We start from the raw sequence: 14865 nt of genomic DNA on the forward strand, positions 1-14865 counted from the left end.
TTAGTTCTGTGGGCGGGGCTTGAACTTCGGGAAGTTGCTGCTAATCATGTCGTTCACGTTACGCATCCCGAACATGTTTCCTCCGGGGATTGCGTACAGAGCATCGCGCATGTCCTTCTGGGTGATGGTGTTGGCACTGAATGGATTCAGAACGGTTCCCATAACTTGACCAGCAGACATCATCCGCATCGCTTGTGTCATCGTTGGGGTGATGAACAGGTTGCGATTGTCCGTATTTGCAGTACCGTTGGTGAACAGCGTTTGACCGCCGCTGATTGGGTTGTACACGGTCTCCATCAAGTTCGGCATGAGACCTAGCACAGGCATCCGGGGGATGGCTCCCCATGCGATTGCAGCGGGAGAGAGCTTGTCCTTCAGCTTGTCGGGGTCGTGTGCGTAGTTGATGGATTGCTGCATCGAGTATTCCAGCGCAGCGCCAACGAACGAGTATGCCCACTGAACGAACGTAGTCGCATCGCGATAGTGCAGGCTCTTCAGGAACTGCTTCGCATGGCCAGCCAGTACGAAGGTCTTCAGCTCCGTAAAGATTTTGCCCACGGTGGTGTGCATGAACGGGATTGACTCACCCACATCATGGTCTTGGATGGCGTCGCGAACCTCACGGGACAGCAGCAGTTGGAACTTGCTGTACGTCTCCGGGTTGTTCTTGCTCCAGTCCTCCCAATTGACCGTCTGTGCTGCGCCGGTCTTCTGGTCCATCGTGGTGTACTTCTTCAGGGCATCATGCACATCCGGCTGGTCATCGTAGGAAACCCCCTGATGAACCATGCGCTCCCGCTGCTTCTCCGACATCTTGACCCGCTCCGTGGCGAAGTCCAGATGCTTCTGGACCATCATGCGTCCGGTCAGGTTGCGGGATGCTGAGGTGACGTGCGAGTTACCTGAAAAGTGGTCAACGATGTGCGATAGCGTGTTACCAGCATTCTCGTATCGCGTCAGACCACGGTCATAGGTGTAGTCCGTAATCTCATGCTGCCGGGAGTACGAAGACACATGCTCACGGCCAAAGCCGGTAATCATCTCGATGTCCCGAGCGAGCCCCAGCGTTGGCTGATGGCCAGCCCTGAAGCTACGGAGGATGCCCGTGAAGGTGGGCATATGGAGGCGCATAGCGCGCATTGACGATAGCGCGATAGCGTTCTTCATCTCCAGGGATGCCATCAGCCCAAGCTGGCCCAGCATCGTGGAGCGAGTCACAGCGCGCGAAGCGGTCAGGAAGCGGTCAGCACGATTGAAGCTCTGAGTGGACATCGGACGGCCAGTGATGTGGTCGTAGAGGTCCTGAGCAAACTGCTTGTTGCGGTTGAACTTCTCAGCGCTCTGCGTCATCGACGCGTTTTCTTCGTGATACTTCTCCGCTGCCCGCATGTGCCGCATGAACTCCGAGCGGGACCTGATGCCGACTTCAGCCAATGCCAAGTGACCACCCATCGAATTCAGATAGCGGTCCACCAGAATGCGTGAGTCGTTCTCAAAGAGGTCCGAGAGTTTGAACGTGGAGCCGTCAGGCATGCGTTCCATGTGGTTCTCATCCAGAGCGAAGCGGTACTTCAGAGCTGGAGCTTGGCCAGCGTCCCCAGCATTACCAGCCTTGCGGTCGAACATCAGGTCCACCAGCGAGTTAATCTCGTGGTCCGACAGCCCCGCCTTGCCCAACTCATCGCGGAGCGTAACGAGGTCCTTGGAGTACAGGTGGATGTCCTGCATGGCGTGGCTGAATTCCAGCTTCATCACCGCATCCATGAAGCTCTTAGCCTTGGAGATGTCACCAGTCAGTCCCGGAACCTGGATGGCGTTAGCCACTGCCTGATAGAGGTCATTGCCGTACTTGGCGAACGCTTGGCGGATGTTGTCCTGCCTCCACTGGCGATTCACGTACTGGGGGTTATCGGGAAGATTATCCGCACCCTCCACGCCAGCCTTCTCCAACCGGTTACGCATCTCTGCGTAGAACTCGGTTTGAGCCTTAGCGGCCTTCTGGAGATGCGGGGCGATGTCGGGATTGGCCTTGAGAACATCAGTGTCACCACGGGCCACGCGAGAGACATCAGCATAGAACTGCCGATGAAACTGAATGGCTCTGTTCAGGGGGAGCTTGCGGGTCTTGATGGCGTCGTCATAGGCGTGGCGAGCTTCCATGTGGAATGCGCCGCCCAGCTCACGTCGATACTGAGACTTCAGCTCCGATGCTGACCAGCCCTGAGCTTCGTGCGGGTCAATGCCGATAGCATCCTTGACCAGCTTGAATCCGAGGAACTGAAGGTGCGGGTTCTCCGATTGGTTGAGGTGGGTGAAGAAGTCCCAGCGCGTGGGAACCTTCTTCCACTTCGCCATCGCCGTGGACTGCTCCCACAGGCCCTGTACAGGAGCCACCTGAGCTGCGCCGATAGAGCCGCCCAGGAACCCTGCTGCTGGCTTCGGCTCAGCACGTCCAGGGGAAAGCTCGTGGAGGTCCGAACGGTTCACCTGAGTGGTCTCCCCGGTTTCCGGGTGCTCCACTGTTAGGTCCCCGGTCTTAGGATTCTCATCGACCACGCGGCCTTCATTCATGCCCGTGCCGTCATCCCACCACACGTGCTCGTGATGGAGAGCCGGGAGCGCTTCGTCATGTGCCCGCTCGCCAGCCCAAGGAGCATCCAGGCTGCCACCACCTTCAGAGCCTTCTACAGGCTTCGCGGTGACTTCCTCAGGCTTCTTGCCGAGTGCCTTAGCGAACGCCTGCTGCATGGCGTTAGGCGCTTCGTCAGGGCCATTCACACGCGCCAGAACGTCAGCCAAGCGTTGGTCTTCGGATGCCTTAGCGATGTGGCTGTCCAAGGCCAGGTCACCGAGCTGCTTGCTCTTCAGCGCCGCTTGCTCAGCATCGTACTGGTCGAACGCATCCGTGTACTTCTTACGCTGCACGTCATCGAACTTAGGGCCGGTGACCTCAGGAGCTTGCTCAGCCACCCCAGCATCCACCTTGGCTGCCTGCTGAAGCTTCTCTGTGTACTGCTGGAGGTTGGCGTGTTCCTCAGGGGTCAGCTCGTGGCCAGCCTGTTGCTTCGCCAGTGAGTCGATAGCTGCGTTCTCCATCCCCGCGTTCTCCTGCAAGCGAAGCTGCTCGCGCGCGTGGAGGCCAACGAACGGGGCTGCGAACGCCATCGACATCACACCAGCCTTCAGGACACCAGCGGTGTCGTCTTCGAAGTTGTATTGCTGGCGTAGCTGCTCAGTGGACACACCAAGCCCCCCAGCCGTCAGCATCCCTGTAGCGATGGGGCGCATGCGGGATGCTTCCGATGCAGCCTGAGCTGCCACGTTGATTCCTTCGGCCACCCGCGCTGCCTGAGCTGCGCCCTTAGCGATTAGCGAGGTGCCACCTGAAGCTGCCATAGCTGCCAGGTTGATGGGGTCCACCAAGCCGAACGCCATACCCGCAGCGAAGCGGCCAACGTTGCCTGAGGTGCCGAGGTCGCCAAGGGTCTCCAGGTCCTTCTGCTTCTGAAGGATGTTCTGCTTGATCCATGCTGCCTGACCAGCGGAGGTGGCCTGGGCGAACTGCCCCTGAAACTCAGGCCATACCCCATCCGTCAGGTCCTTATGCGTTGCATCGTCATACGGGTTGTATGCCGGGTCAGGCTGTAGCTGGTTGCCCGCCCAGTGGTCGATGGCTCCCGGAATCCAGGAGTCCTGTCGCCACATAGCACCAAGGTAATCCAGCTTGGACGTGCCTGCTTCCCGTGCCTGCTTCGCCTGAAGCTGCGAGTATTGGTCAACGGGGTAGGGTGTCTGCTGGATAACCGGAGCTGGACTCGGACTCGCCTGCTGGTCTGCCCGTACTGCTGCTACTGCGCTGTCAAGCGTGGTCGTGTCTGCCATGTGCGGAGTTAGTTAGATGTCCGCGCAGCCTCCTTGAGACCTTGGAGGAAAGCAATCGGACCATTAATCATGAGAGAACGGAGGTTGTTCCGGCGCACGTCTTCATGCCGGTTACCGTCATCCCCCTTGTAGGTCACCTTCAGGGCATCCTGAAATGCCGGGATGTCCTTGCGCGCAAGTGCGCCGATGGCCTTGTTGAACTGACTGACATCGCCAACCTGATAGGCCACATCTGTGAGGGCAGCCTTCTGGCTGTCGTTAATCATCGGCCAGAGTCCGGGGTGTGCAGCTTCCACCGCCTGCTTGGCGCGCTCCGTGTATCGCGGGATGGTCACCTGGAGAAGCCGAGCGGCCTGCTCAGGGGTAATCTGAGTGGTGCCGTTCTTGATTCCCTCAATGGACGTGGCGGGAATCCCAGCGCGCCGGAAGTCTTCCCCGATGGTCGCTGCGTTAGCGTTCAGGTTGTAGCCGTAGCCGATGTTGTTGCCAGCCTTCGGGTTCGGGTCGGGAGTCGCCTTAAGCACAAGCCCTTCGCCCATCGCTGTGAGAGCCGATGCGTAATCGAGAGAGCCCATGAAGTTGCCCGCTTGGTTCACCTGAATCTTCGAGCCCTGACCCGTGAGGCGGGAACCAGATAGACCAGCGAAGGTCGTTGGCATCGTGGGGAAGTTGAAGACGTTATTCAAGGAGCCATTGAAGGCGTCTTCGCGGACCCTAGCGATTTGCCCCTGGGTGGTGTCGTTGATCTGCCTGAGGTTGCCCGCCTTGGCAAGGAGCGGCGCATTGTCGATGAGGTCTTGCGTCGTAGCAGTGCCAGCGTTCAGCTTAGATTGCAGCCCTGCCATTGCCGTGCGTTCATCCGAGGACAGCAGCTTGGTGCTGGCGTTCTGCTGAATGATCTGGTCAAACGACACATCAGCCAGCTTGTGTACCGGAGCGCCGTTGATGAACGCAGCCAGCGTGTACTGCCCATCCTTGCCGTAAATGAGGCCAGGGTTTGCATCCTCGCCGTAGGTCTGCCGCGCCTTCTCGATGTACGTCTTCATGGCCTCTGCGGTCTGATCATTGGCCTGGTTCGGGGGAACCTGTAGGTCCACCTTGTTCACAGGGTCATAGACGAAGTTCGTCTTCACCTGATTCTGAATCCAGTCCTTAGCCTGACTGTCGGATGCCGTGGGGTTCCGCGTGTAGAAGTCCCGAAGCTGGAGCTGAGCCCAGGTAGACGTGGCTTGCTCATTCTGCGGAGACCCACCGAAGATTCGACCAACCACAGGAATGCGCTGATACCAGTCCGTGGTGAGCCCAGACACCTGCTTGGTCACGTTAGCCTTCCACTCAGGATTGCTCGTGAGTTCCTTGGCGAACTTCTGAGCCTCAGGAGATGCCGACTTGTACGCGGTGGAGTACGCTGTGCTGTCGTCTACGCCAGCCGAGCGGTCTTTGCTGTAGGAGCCAAAGAGGGCCGAAGCCTTCTCATCGAAATAGAGTGAGCGAAGCTGGTCAGGTAGGCCAGCATAAAGCGCTGCCGCCAACTTAAACTGACTCGAAGGCTGGCCATCTTTCGGAGGGACTGCATTTACGGTTCCATCAATGAGAGCCTTGAGGTTGGTGTTAGCGAGGTCGCTGCGGCCAGAGCGCCCCGTGATGTCCGTGATGGACTTGATAGCCTGCTGGACCTCAGGGAGCTGCGAAGGGTCACCAGCAGTTGCACTGGAGGCCACCTTCATGAGTGTGTTCACGTCAGGCTGCTGTGCCGTGTCCAGAGCCCCCTGAGCGGTCTTCTTATCGAGAGCCCAGGCCGTACCATTGCCAACCGCTTGGACCGCCTGAGCGTCCCCCTGAGCCTTGTCAGCCATGCCCTGCAAACGTCGATACTCACCTAGGGCAGCACTGGCAGTCTTGAACTGGTTAAGCGGGCCAATGCGATTCACGAAGTCATTGATATCCGGCTCTTTGCCGTTACTCGCTGCGTCCTCATCAGCCACGGTGCGCTTGAAGAAGTCCGTCTGCTGGCCCTGCTCGATGCGAGCGTTCTGCTCTTCGACAGCCCTAGCCCTCATACGGGTGGCTTCAGTCTGAATCTTCGGATTCATCTGCTGCAACGTGAGGCCCGTGTTAGGGTCCTTGAACTGGGAGAACAGGTCAAACAGCTCAGGACGGCCACCAGCCTGCTGAGACAGATTGGCCACCTTATCCAGAAGCATGTCAGCCATCTCAGGGCGTGTCTGCATGCCCATCTGACTGCGCATCGGCTCCAGAGTCTTCTGGATACCTTCCCACATCTGTGAGAGCGGCTTCGTGGGGTCCAGAACGCCATCGGCCACAGCGGAGAGATTCCCCACTGCGGTTTCCTTCAGGCGCTGGAGCTGGACCTGAGCATAGTCCTGGCGAACGTGGTCAGCCGTAGCGGCCACGCTCTTTGCCACTTGGTCAACGATAGCCGGGTCAGTGATGCCCGCTGTGTGCTGCGCTACCTGGTCATGAAGGAACTGCTCAGGATTGAAGCCGTCCGTGTTCTTGTTCTGCGAATAGGCGCTCAGGATGTCAGTCTGAACCTGATTGCCAATCTTCGCGCCAACCGAATTGCGATAGCCAGCAGCGAACGTGGAGTTAAACGCTGGGTCAATCTTCAGGTCATCGGGAGGTGGCGGGACCTTAATACCGCCAGTCTTCGCATCGACCAAACCAGCGTCAGCCAGTTGGCCCTGAGCGGTTCCCTGCTTGAAAGCCTGCGTGGCGTCCTGTTGGTTCTTAAGGTCCACGTACTGCTGGAGCGCTGGGTTAAAGCTCTGGAGGCCCGTAAGGAGACCGTGAAGGGCATCGTCCTGGACAGGAGCCTGATAGGTGTCCACCACCCGCTCCTGGGGTTGGAAGAGAACCTGACGTTGGCCGGGGTCTCCCTGACCTCGTTGGGTGATTTGCTGCGGGGTGTTCGGTGGCATTCCTATCCTCAGATAGCGTTAAGTGGTGAAGTTGTACTGATTCGTGGGGACCGCGCCTGTTGCTCGTCCCTGTGCTGCCTGCCCCCTGGTGTACGCGTTACCAACACCGCTCGCAATCTGCAAGCCGGTGCCAATCAAGCTAGGCTGCTGGATGCTCGCATCCCTGGAGACTGCCTGTGCGTAGCTGCCATTGAGCTGGCCCACTAACTGACGCTGTGCCGAAGACGCGTTAGCCTGGATTGCTGCGATGTCCTGGCCAGCATTGAAGTTTGCTTCGTTGGTTACTCGGTCATTACTGCCGCCCCCGTTGGTCCCTGAGTCATTCGCAAGGGCCTGTAGGTGTCCAGTCTCTACCATCGCTTGGCGAGCCCGCTCAGACATCTGACCGGCCGCCTGTTGACTCTGCTCTACCATCGCATTCTTGGTCTGCACCACATCAGAGTCATAAGCCTGCTGAGCTGCTGCTGATTGCCGGTCTGCCATCTGCTTCTGCTCCACAGCACTGGCAGCCGCTGAGGCCGCTGAGATGGCCATCATGACCATTGTTGCTTCACTTACTCCGTCACACATTGGGGGTCCTGATAGAAAAGGTAGAAGGGGGCTCGCCCAGCGCCGTATTCAGGGACCAGCTCACCAATCGTGAATCCAAGCCTACGGAGCCACGCGATGGACTGCGTGTTCTCCGCGTGGACGAAGTTGAACAGCCGTGAGTACTTTGGGAGAATCGACTTGACCCACTCACGGCCATCCTTTACAAGCTCCTTCTGGTATCGGTAGACCTCAGGCGTGGCCACCATCCAGGGGCTACCAAGTCCTTGGACCTCAGCCACCCCATAGATACCGAAGAGTTCTCCTTGATCGTTCAGCGCCACCCACGCTTCATCGGAAGCCTCCAGTGAGCGCAGCATCACGCCCACCGTAGTGTCACCTGAGGACAGCGCAATCTCCACACGGTCCTTTACTCTTAGGCGTGGGAAGAGGTCATGGCAATCCGCTTCAGTTGCTTTGCGGATAATCACATGCGCCTCCCGAAGGTAACGAACTCCCCATCCCACCCAGCGGACTGGAGTGTGGAGGGCATGTATGTGTCATTGATTACTTCAATCCTGACACCCTCATTCGCGGTCATCACTGGGAACTTGAAAGTCCCTGACTCGATTGATGGAACTCCGAGCGTGGATGAGCCAGTCCCAAGGGTGTGGCCGCTGAACACGTAGGTGTACGTATCGCGAGCCTTGGGTTGAACCTCCACGCGGAAGTACCCGCTGTCCGTGTAGTCGATGTAGAAGCGGCGCAGCTTTAGCTTACCGTTGGTCATCGCCACCTGGTTCTGGTCCTTGGCGTATTGCTGGGAGAACACGTAACGCTCTACGTAGTCCTGCCCGAAGAACACGGGACCAGCGGACCAATTCCCCTGCGCGGTGACGGAGTAGGCCCCAGTCACGGTGAATGGGATGCGCTTTCCTACTTTGCCTGTGAATGCAGGACCAGCCACCATCGTGTAGCCGGTAGATTGCAGGGCATAGGGAAGCGCAAACGTGGTCACCCCCTTGGTTGCATCGTAAGTCCCGGAGATGTACACGCGATGATCCAGGTGGACAATGAACCCAATCCCAGCATCGGACAGGTCAGGCTGTAGGTCCATCGTTTCCAGATACGTTCCGTCAGCCCTGTTCAGGATGAAGTAGCATTTGTTGTTGATGAACTCAGCGCCCAGTACTGTAGTGCCAGAATCAAACACGAACTTGAACCATGCGCTCTGCTGCTTGGTGTTGCCTGACCAGAAGAACTTATACACGTAGACCACGTTAGGCTCATCCCTGCACAGCGCGAACAAGACATCCTCAGACGAGCTTGCGGTCAGACTGAAGAGGTTTGCGGGGAGGTACGTGGGGACGTGCGCCGTTACGTCAGTGGCATCGTTAGTCAGCGTGGTGGCATCTACGTAGTACTCTCGAATTCCCGTATGCTGACCTACAGTGACACCGAAATACACCGCTTGTCCAATCCCAACAGGGCGCGCTGCGGTGCCGCTATCGAACTCCGTAGCCACGTCAGCCTTGACCGTCTTCGGGCTCATCAGCTCCTGACCGCCCGTGAGCTGGAACTGGGTCTGGTCCGAGAACAGCAGGAGGCTCTTGTCAAACGGAACGGCGAACTTGAGGATGGACACCTTGTTCGTACCCACGTTGGTGTCAATGGGGTCCGTGTCCAGCACTGCTGTGGCTGACTTGGCCCAGAAGTTGTAATACTCACCAGACCTGGACATGCACACGTTCTCATCCGCCAGGAATCCAAGCCTCCCACGGTAGTAGAAGATGTCAGCGATGGTGCGGTTCACAAACGAAGGTGCTGGGTTGCTGCTGTCATCCCCCACACGGCGAGGTGCCCAGTCCACTGGTGAGAACTGAAACGTCCCATCAGCTTGGCGTACCAGCTTCCAAGGTAGGGTTTCAGGAGTCAGCGTGTTCACCGTGCCGGGTGCAGTGGTCTCCACCCAGGAAGAGCCGCCCCACTGAACGTAGTAGTCGCTCGTGCCCCCTGTTGGGTCACCTGAGATGTGCAGGGTGTACCCCTGCTCGAATGTCGGAGGGAGCTTGGAGAAAGTGGTAACTGCCTTCGTCATGTCCAGCATTGCGGTGTTCGCATAGCCATCTGAACAAGCTGACTGGGTGATACTCCCGGTGCTCTTCACAACCTTAACGATGGACGTGCTGGGCAGAACGCTAAACGTGTAGCCGGTTGGAATGGCCAGGGCCAGCGCATCGACCAGCTTGCTCGCGATAACCTGCGAATCATCCGCAGTGTCCCCAGTGGAGTAGCTTCCGGTTTGGCCGTCAATCGTGATGTTGTAGGCCATGTTCGGCTCAGCCAGGGTGACCGAGAAGTACGCCACGTTGGCTGGATTGAGGGCACTAGCGGAGCCCTGCGTGACCGTCACGGACCTGTTTAGGATGAACGTGTAGTCAGCCACAGTGACAAATCCGAAGTCCGTTGAGGGACTTGCGGATGCCAGGTAGCCAGTCCCATTCGGGAATGCCACAGTGCGGGATGTGCCGTCAAGTAGACTGAACACCTGGATGCCACCGCTCGTGGCGAACACCACGTACCGCTCATTGACCGAACGGTTGATGATGTGGACCGCAGCATTGCTGATAACGGCCCTGGAGAGCAAAGCGAGATAAGACAGCGGAGGCCGCTTACGGAGGCCGATTGCGATGGAGGGGTAAGCGTTCTCGCTGAGTTCAGCCTGGGTGTCGTGGCGAAGCGTTGGGGGCTGCTGGCTGACACCATTGAACAGGCTGGGGATGCTCTTGTTAATCAGCATTAAGCCGAAGAGCCGTTATACAGAAGCGCGGTGTCAGGGCGAATCCACGCCTCAGCCACGCTGTAGCTGTCATAGAACATGTTGTATTCCCCGTTGTCACCTTCAGCATCCTTCAGGGCCACCAGCGCTTTCAGCTCATCGTTCTCCGTGAGCTTGTCGATGGTGTCTGAAGTGAATGCCGTGGCTTGGAAAGACCGAGCTGCGCACACTGCGATGTACTGCCGTGCTGTCTGCGGTAGTTCGTCCCAGTCCAGGAAGAACACCACGTCAGCCTTCAGGTCTTCCGTGAAGACGTAGGTGTGATTCTTCTTGTCGTAAATCCTCTGGCCACGCTGAGCCACCTGAGCGGCTGACACGCGGCGGTCGATTGAGACCTTCAGGACATTGAGCGGGGCCGTGATGGTTCCATCAGCAGCGCGCGTGAGTGGGAACCCGTGTTCGGTGTTGAATGCCCAGCCGGTGGACTGAACGGTTCGGCTGAATTCAGTCAGCTTGGCTCGTGCGCTGGCCACATCAGCAAGGCCGGAATTCTGGAGGGTGTTGACCGGGGATTCGCCAATGGCCGCAAGGCACATGTTGACTGCTTCCAACTCGGTCATGAAGGCTGTAGCCATTGGGGAAGCCCTGTGAGAGGTAAACAAAAAAGGGGGACCCTCCGGTTAAAGAGAATCCCCCTAGGGTTACTGCATGGGTTACGTGGTCGTCAGAAGCTCAACCGCGCATTCAGGACGAAGCGAGCCGTGGCCCACTGCGTACTTGCTCACAATCAGCGTGCCTTGACGGCGGATGTCGTAAGCCATCTCCTGAGCGAGGTCCAGAAGCTTCACCGTGCCCACCGATTCCTTCGTGGTGACCACAGCAGCAGTCTTCGAGAAGTCGCCTTGGTAAGCGGTCGGACCTGTGGTGATGTTGCTGTTCGGGAGGTGGTTCGTCTTCTGGATGTAAGCCCCACCAATCTGGAGAATCTTGCCATCCTTGTAGTCACCATTGCCCGAGGTCCAGTCACGGTTCAGGAGGGCCGTCGATTGAGCCAGGAGGTAATACTGAGCCGGTCGAACGAACGCGTTCTTCTGCGACGTTTCCGGGATGTCCTTCTCATCGAACGTTTGGACAGCCGTGTAGATACCAGCAGCCAGGTCCGTAGCGGACGTCTTGTACAGCGTGGTAGCCGAGGTGAGCTGCGTACCACCGTAAGCGCCCGTAACGGTTGCCGAGAGGCGAGCCGTAAGGCACATCACCTGGAGAACGTTCTTGTCCCAGTTCGCTGCGAGAGCACGGCCAGTTTCAGCCGAATAAATCGAACGGTAGTCGTAGTGGTTCTTCGCTTCGTCAATGTTCGCGATGAACGCATCTGCAATCAGCAGGTCGTCAATCGTGATGACACGTTCGTTCACGTTCGAAGCTTGACCAACGATTTCCGTACCCGGAGTGTGGTAGCGAGCGTTCACGCGCCACGTTGCCGGGAACTGAGCCGACTTGCCCGAGCTGATGGTACGCACCGTATGGAGCGGCATCACGATGTTGTTCTGCTCGAATGCGGTCAGAACTTCACCACCGTAGACCTTGAGGAAAAGAGCATCGGTAGCGCCTGCGCCGTTTACCTGCCCAGGGCGGATGACTGTTGCGTCTGCCATTTGGTAAATCCTTGAATGAGTGAATAGCGGCCAGAGGGTGGCCTTGGAGGGTTCACTTCAGAGCTACAGCAGAGCTTCGGACGTGTGCATGGTTGTCTCCCCTCAGGGAGGCCAAGTGTTCCTTGCTAGGTGTGCTTGAGATGGTGATGCGGTTAAGCGTTGGTGCGGGTGGCGGGTTGAGCCTGATTCAGCTCTACCAGCGTGTTCGTGGCATCGCGCCACAGGAGACCCATGCGAATCGCTTCGTGAATCGGGATGGTTTCACCACCGTACAGGATGGACGTTCCGTGATCCAGAGAGGCATCAGTCAGGTCCATCTTGTTGGTCCCAATGGGACGAGCGGTAGCGATGAGGATGCCACTAGCGTTGACCGTAGCGCCCTTCATGTGGAGGAAGCCCATGCTCAGAAGGCCGTGGTGGCTGCAAGCTTGGCTTCAACCTTGGCGCGGAATGCAGGGTCCTTGCTATAGCGCGGGTCCTTCATATCCGTGGTCATCTCAGCGCGGGATGCGTAGCCAGGTGCGTTGCTGCTACCAGGCTTGCCACCCAGAAGACCAGGCTCGCGGCCATTAGCAGCTTCGTAGCGGGCACGGAGGCCAGTCACAGCGAGCTTCATTTGGTCCACGGTGCCGCTCGTTACAGCAGCGTCATAGGCAGCAATCTCACCAGGCGTTAGGCCGGTAGCTGCCCACTTGACCATCTGTTCGAACTGCTCCTTGCCCCCAGCGGCTTCAAAGCCTTGAGCCTGCACCTGAGCTGCCAGAGCTTGCTGACCAGCGATGTACGCATCGACCATCGGCTTCGGGATGCCAGCATCCTCCAACTTCTTGTACGAGTCTTCAGACAGCGCACCAGACTTCTGGAACTCAGTGCTGAACTCGTCCAGCTTGAGGCCCTTCGATTCCAGTGCTGCCTTTGCCGCGTCATCGGTAGCTGCGCCTTCAGCTCCTGCTGCGGCTGCGGCTGCCGGTTGGTTCTCTACCGGCTTGGCTTGCGATTGCTTCTGCTCCAGTTCCTTGTAGGACTGAGCCCACGCAGCCGTGTCGATAGCGCCAGTCTCAGCATTCCAGAACTTCTCCGGGACATGCTCAGGGCGAGCTGGAGCCTCAGGCGTAACTGCTGCGGTATTCGCTGCGTCGAACTTTGCAGCCATCGCTGCATCGTGTTCAGGAGTTCCCGGCTGCGGAGTAGCTGCGGCCTGGTCGGCTGCCGCGTTTGCCTTTTCGGTCATCAGAAGTCCACCCGATATGCTTCGTGCGAATCAACCTGAACAGCGCCTTCAGGAATCTGGAAGCCATCCGCCAGAGTCTTTGCGGGGGCCTTAGCCTTCTTCGATGGGGCTGCCGCCGCTGCGGGTGCTTCATCTACCGGAGCTTGAGCTTCGCCGGTAGCTGCTGGGATAGCGTCTGCCATTACTGTCCTTGTGGGGCTGCTTGCTGCGAGCCCTGCATACGTTGTTTAGCCAAGCCACCAATCTGATTCACTGCGTTAGGGCCGAGGGTCTGAAGCATGTTCTGCATCTGAGCCTGCTGCTCTGCTGCTGCAATCTGTTCATCCGTCTTGATGAGGCCGTTCATGTCGATACCGAGCGATGCTCCGGTACGCTTGATGAGGTCACCCATGTTGACGTATGTGGGGGCTACTTGAGGACCAAGCTGTTCAAGCGAGGTCATGAACTGCTGGAGCTTCGTGAGGTCGTTACCACGTCCAATGGCTTCAATGCCGGTGGTGATGGCTGGCTTAATGGTCCCTTGAGGAAGCACAGGGAGTTTCCCTTGGCGCTCCATCTGGAACATCACCCGTTGTACGAGTGGTAGCTGAAACTCCTGGCTGAGTGTCGAGTAGACACCGCCCAGAGAACTCTCCAGCTCATTGGCCATGTAGCGAATCTCTTCCGCAGTAACCCGCTCACCGTCCCGCTGGATTGCGGTGTTGAGCAAGAACGCGAATGAAAGCTCTTGTGTGATGGTGTCGCACGTCTGCTTCGCTACTGCGAAGTCAGCCTGCTTGTTCATCTGAAGTACTGTGACATCATCCGCATTGCCCTCCTTCACAGCGCCTGACTCACTCTCGGTGAGCACTCGGAGCTTCGTGGTGGAGTTCGGCTTGACCAGGAAGAGAACCTTGGCTGCCGCTGCGGAGCCCTGTACGATGGCCTTACGGAGAGCGTTCAGGGATTGAATGTCACCCAGATACTCTTCGACAAAGCCACGGCCATAGTCTTCCCCATCCACTGCGATAAACCGCAGAGGAATCCAGGGGGACTTGCCCAGAGGGTACGAGCCACGGGAATCAGGCAGGTCGATACCATTCGCCTCTTGGCACACTTCCCAGTTCGTGAGAGTGCGCTTGATGCAGGTATAGACCTCAATGATGTCCTTGTTGTCATCGTTGGTCTTGTTCGCCAGTACCGTATCCCGGATGTTTGCCGGGAGTTCCATAGGCGAGACATTCTCCTTCGTGATGATTTCCAGCACGTTCCCCATCGGGTCCCGCTTGACCACATAGCGGTCCAGCCTGAACACCTTCATGCCACCCTCAGGTGCCAGGAAGAAGAGAACGTTGCCGGTCACCAGCAGGAGCTTTAGACCTTCGAACGCTGACGTGCGGATAGTGCTTGTTTCGATGGTGCTCATCACTGAGCGTTCCATGCTGCTCAGGGCGTTCTCTACCTGTGCGCGCATCCCTTGCTGGCCTGTCAGCTTCACCAGCATCACGTCATCGACCACTAGGCGAAAGAACGGTGAGTTAGGCGGAAGCAGGGCCAGCAGAAGCTTTGCTGCTAGGTTGTTGACGCCACGAGCGCCCAGGGACTGGTACGGGGTGCGGAACTTCGTTGCACTCGTTGAGCCTTCTGGAGGGAGTAGGGTGGGGATGGTGAGCTTCGCACAGTCACGTCCACGTTCAAGGAACGCGTACCGGTCACCGCTCAGCTTGTCATAGCGTCCCCGGAGACTGCCTTCAGCTTCACTCATCCTTGGGGAATCGTGAGACCATTCGCGGCTGTGGCTGCGGTGGTTGGCTGGGTCAGGTCAATACGCAGCGCATTACGCCCAGCCGATGCTGCCCGTTGACCGCC

10 protein-coding genes are annotated in these 14865 nt (G+C 58.0%); all 10 read right to left on the minus strand.

Features of this window, described 5'->3' with window-relative positions; all coding sequences use genetic code 11:
• On the minus strand, window positions 1-3882 hold the full coding sequence (locus tag B9Z01_RS13630; protein ID WP_085483807.1) for a hypothetical protein: 3882 nt from the start codon (window positions 3880-3882) through the stop codon (window positions 1-3).
• 8 nt (window positions 3883-3890) lie between these two features.
• A complete protein-coding gene (locus B9Z01_RS13635; RefSeq protein ID WP_208625988.1) occupies window positions 3891-6734 on the minus strand; it encodes a glycoside hydrolase family protein in 2844 nt (947 codons plus the stop codon).
• 108 nt (window positions 6735-6842) lie between these two features.
• The gene (locus B9Z01_RS13640) at window positions 6843-7361 is read right to left on the minus strand and encodes a virion core protein, T7 gp14 family (protein ID WP_208625991.1); all 519 of its coding nucleotides are present in this window, start codon (window positions 7359-7361) and stop codon (window positions 6843-6845) included.
• Window positions 7362-7378: 17 nt separating this feature from the next.
• The gene (locus tag B9Z01_RS13645; RefSeq protein ID WP_085483812.1) at window positions 7379-7843 is read right to left on the minus strand and encodes a hypothetical protein; all 465 of its coding nucleotides are present in this window, start codon (window positions 7841-7843) and stop codon (window positions 7379-7381) included.
• On the minus strand, window positions 7840-10152 hold the full coding sequence (locus B9Z01_RS13650) for a phage nozzle protein (protein ID WP_085483814.1): 2313 nt from the start codon (window positions 10150-10152) through the stop codon (window positions 7840-7842). Before B9Z01_RS13650 ends, B9Z01_RS13645 begins: the two co-directional genes overlap by 4 nt.
• Window positions 10152-10766, minus strand: a complete 615-nt coding sequence (locus tag B9Z01_RS13655) for a hypothetical protein (RefSeq protein WP_085483816.1) — start codon at window positions 10764-10766, stop codon at window positions 10152-10154. The genes B9Z01_RS13650 and B9Z01_RS13655 overlap by 1 nt, the downstream gene beginning before the upstream one ends.
• A 78-nt stretch (window positions 10767-10844) precedes the next feature.
• Window positions 10845-11786 (minus strand): major capsid protein, encoded by a 942-nt coding sequence (locus B9Z01_RS13660; protein WP_085483818.1) that lies wholly within the window; start codon window positions 11784-11786, stop codon window positions 10845-10847.
• Between the two features lie 152 nt (window positions 11787-11938).
• Complete coding sequence (locus B9Z01_RS35545) at window positions 11939-12103, minus strand: hypothetical protein (RefSeq protein ID WP_167387475.1); 165 nt, start codon at window positions 12101-12103, stop codon at window positions 11939-11941.
• Between the two features lie 86 nt (window positions 12104-12189).
• The gene (locus B9Z01_RS13670) at window positions 12190-13017 is read right to left on the minus strand and encodes a capsid assembly protein (protein WP_085483822.1); all 828 of its coding nucleotides are present in this window, start codon (window positions 13015-13017) and stop codon (window positions 12190-12192) included.
• 181 nt (window positions 13018-13198) lie between these two features.
• Window positions 13199-14761 carry a portal protein gene (locus tag B9Z01_RS13675; RefSeq protein ID WP_085483824.1) on the minus strand — a complete coding sequence of 521 codons (1563 nt, stop codon included), beginning with the start codon at window positions 14759-14761 and terminating at the stop codon, window positions 13199-13201.
• Window positions 14762-14865 lie beyond the last annotated feature (104 nt).

The sequence above is a fragment of the Paraburkholderia susongensis genome (assembly GCF_900177725.1).
GTDB classification, from domain to species: Bacteria; Pseudomonadota; Gammaproteobacteria; order Burkholderiales; family Burkholderiaceae; genus Paraburkholderia; species Paraburkholderia susongensis.

What these genes read in the sequence shown, in the direction of transcription:
- B9Z01_RS13630 (WP_085483807.1), bottom strand. Translation starts at nt 3,882, where the DNA reads ATGGCAGACACGACCACGCTTGACAGCGCAGTAGCAGCAGTACGGGCA.
- B9Z01_RS13640 (WP_208625991.1), bottom strand. Translation starts at nt 7,361, where the DNA reads ATGATGGCCATCTCAGCGGCCTCAGCGGCTGCCAGTGCTGTGGAGCAG.
- B9Z01_RS13650 (WP_085483814.1), bottom strand. Translation starts at nt 10,152, where the DNA reads ATGCTGATTAACAAGAGCATCCCCAGCCTGTTCAATGGTGTCAGCCAG.
- B9Z01_RS13655 (WP_085483816.1), bottom strand. Translation starts at nt 10,766, where the DNA reads ATGGCTACAGCCTTCATGACCGAGTTGGAAGCAGTCAACATGTGCCTT.
- B9Z01_RS13660 (WP_085483818.1), bottom strand. Translation starts at nt 11,786, where the DNA reads ATGGCAGACGCAACAGTCATCCGCCCTGGGCAGGTAAACGGCGCAGGC.
- B9Z01_RS35545 (WP_167387475.1), bottom strand. Translation starts at nt 12,103, where the DNA reads ATGGACCTGACTGATGCCTCTCTGGATCACGGAACGTCCATCCTGTAC.
- B9Z01_RS13670 (WP_085483822.1), bottom strand. Translation starts at nt 13,017, where the DNA reads ATGACCGAAAAGGCAAACGCGGCAGCCGACCAGGCCGCAGCTACTCCG.
- B9Z01_RS13675 (WP_085483824.1), bottom strand. Translation starts at nt 14,761, where the DNA reads ATGAGTGAAGCTGAAGGCAGTCTCCGGGGACGCTATGACAAGCTGAGC.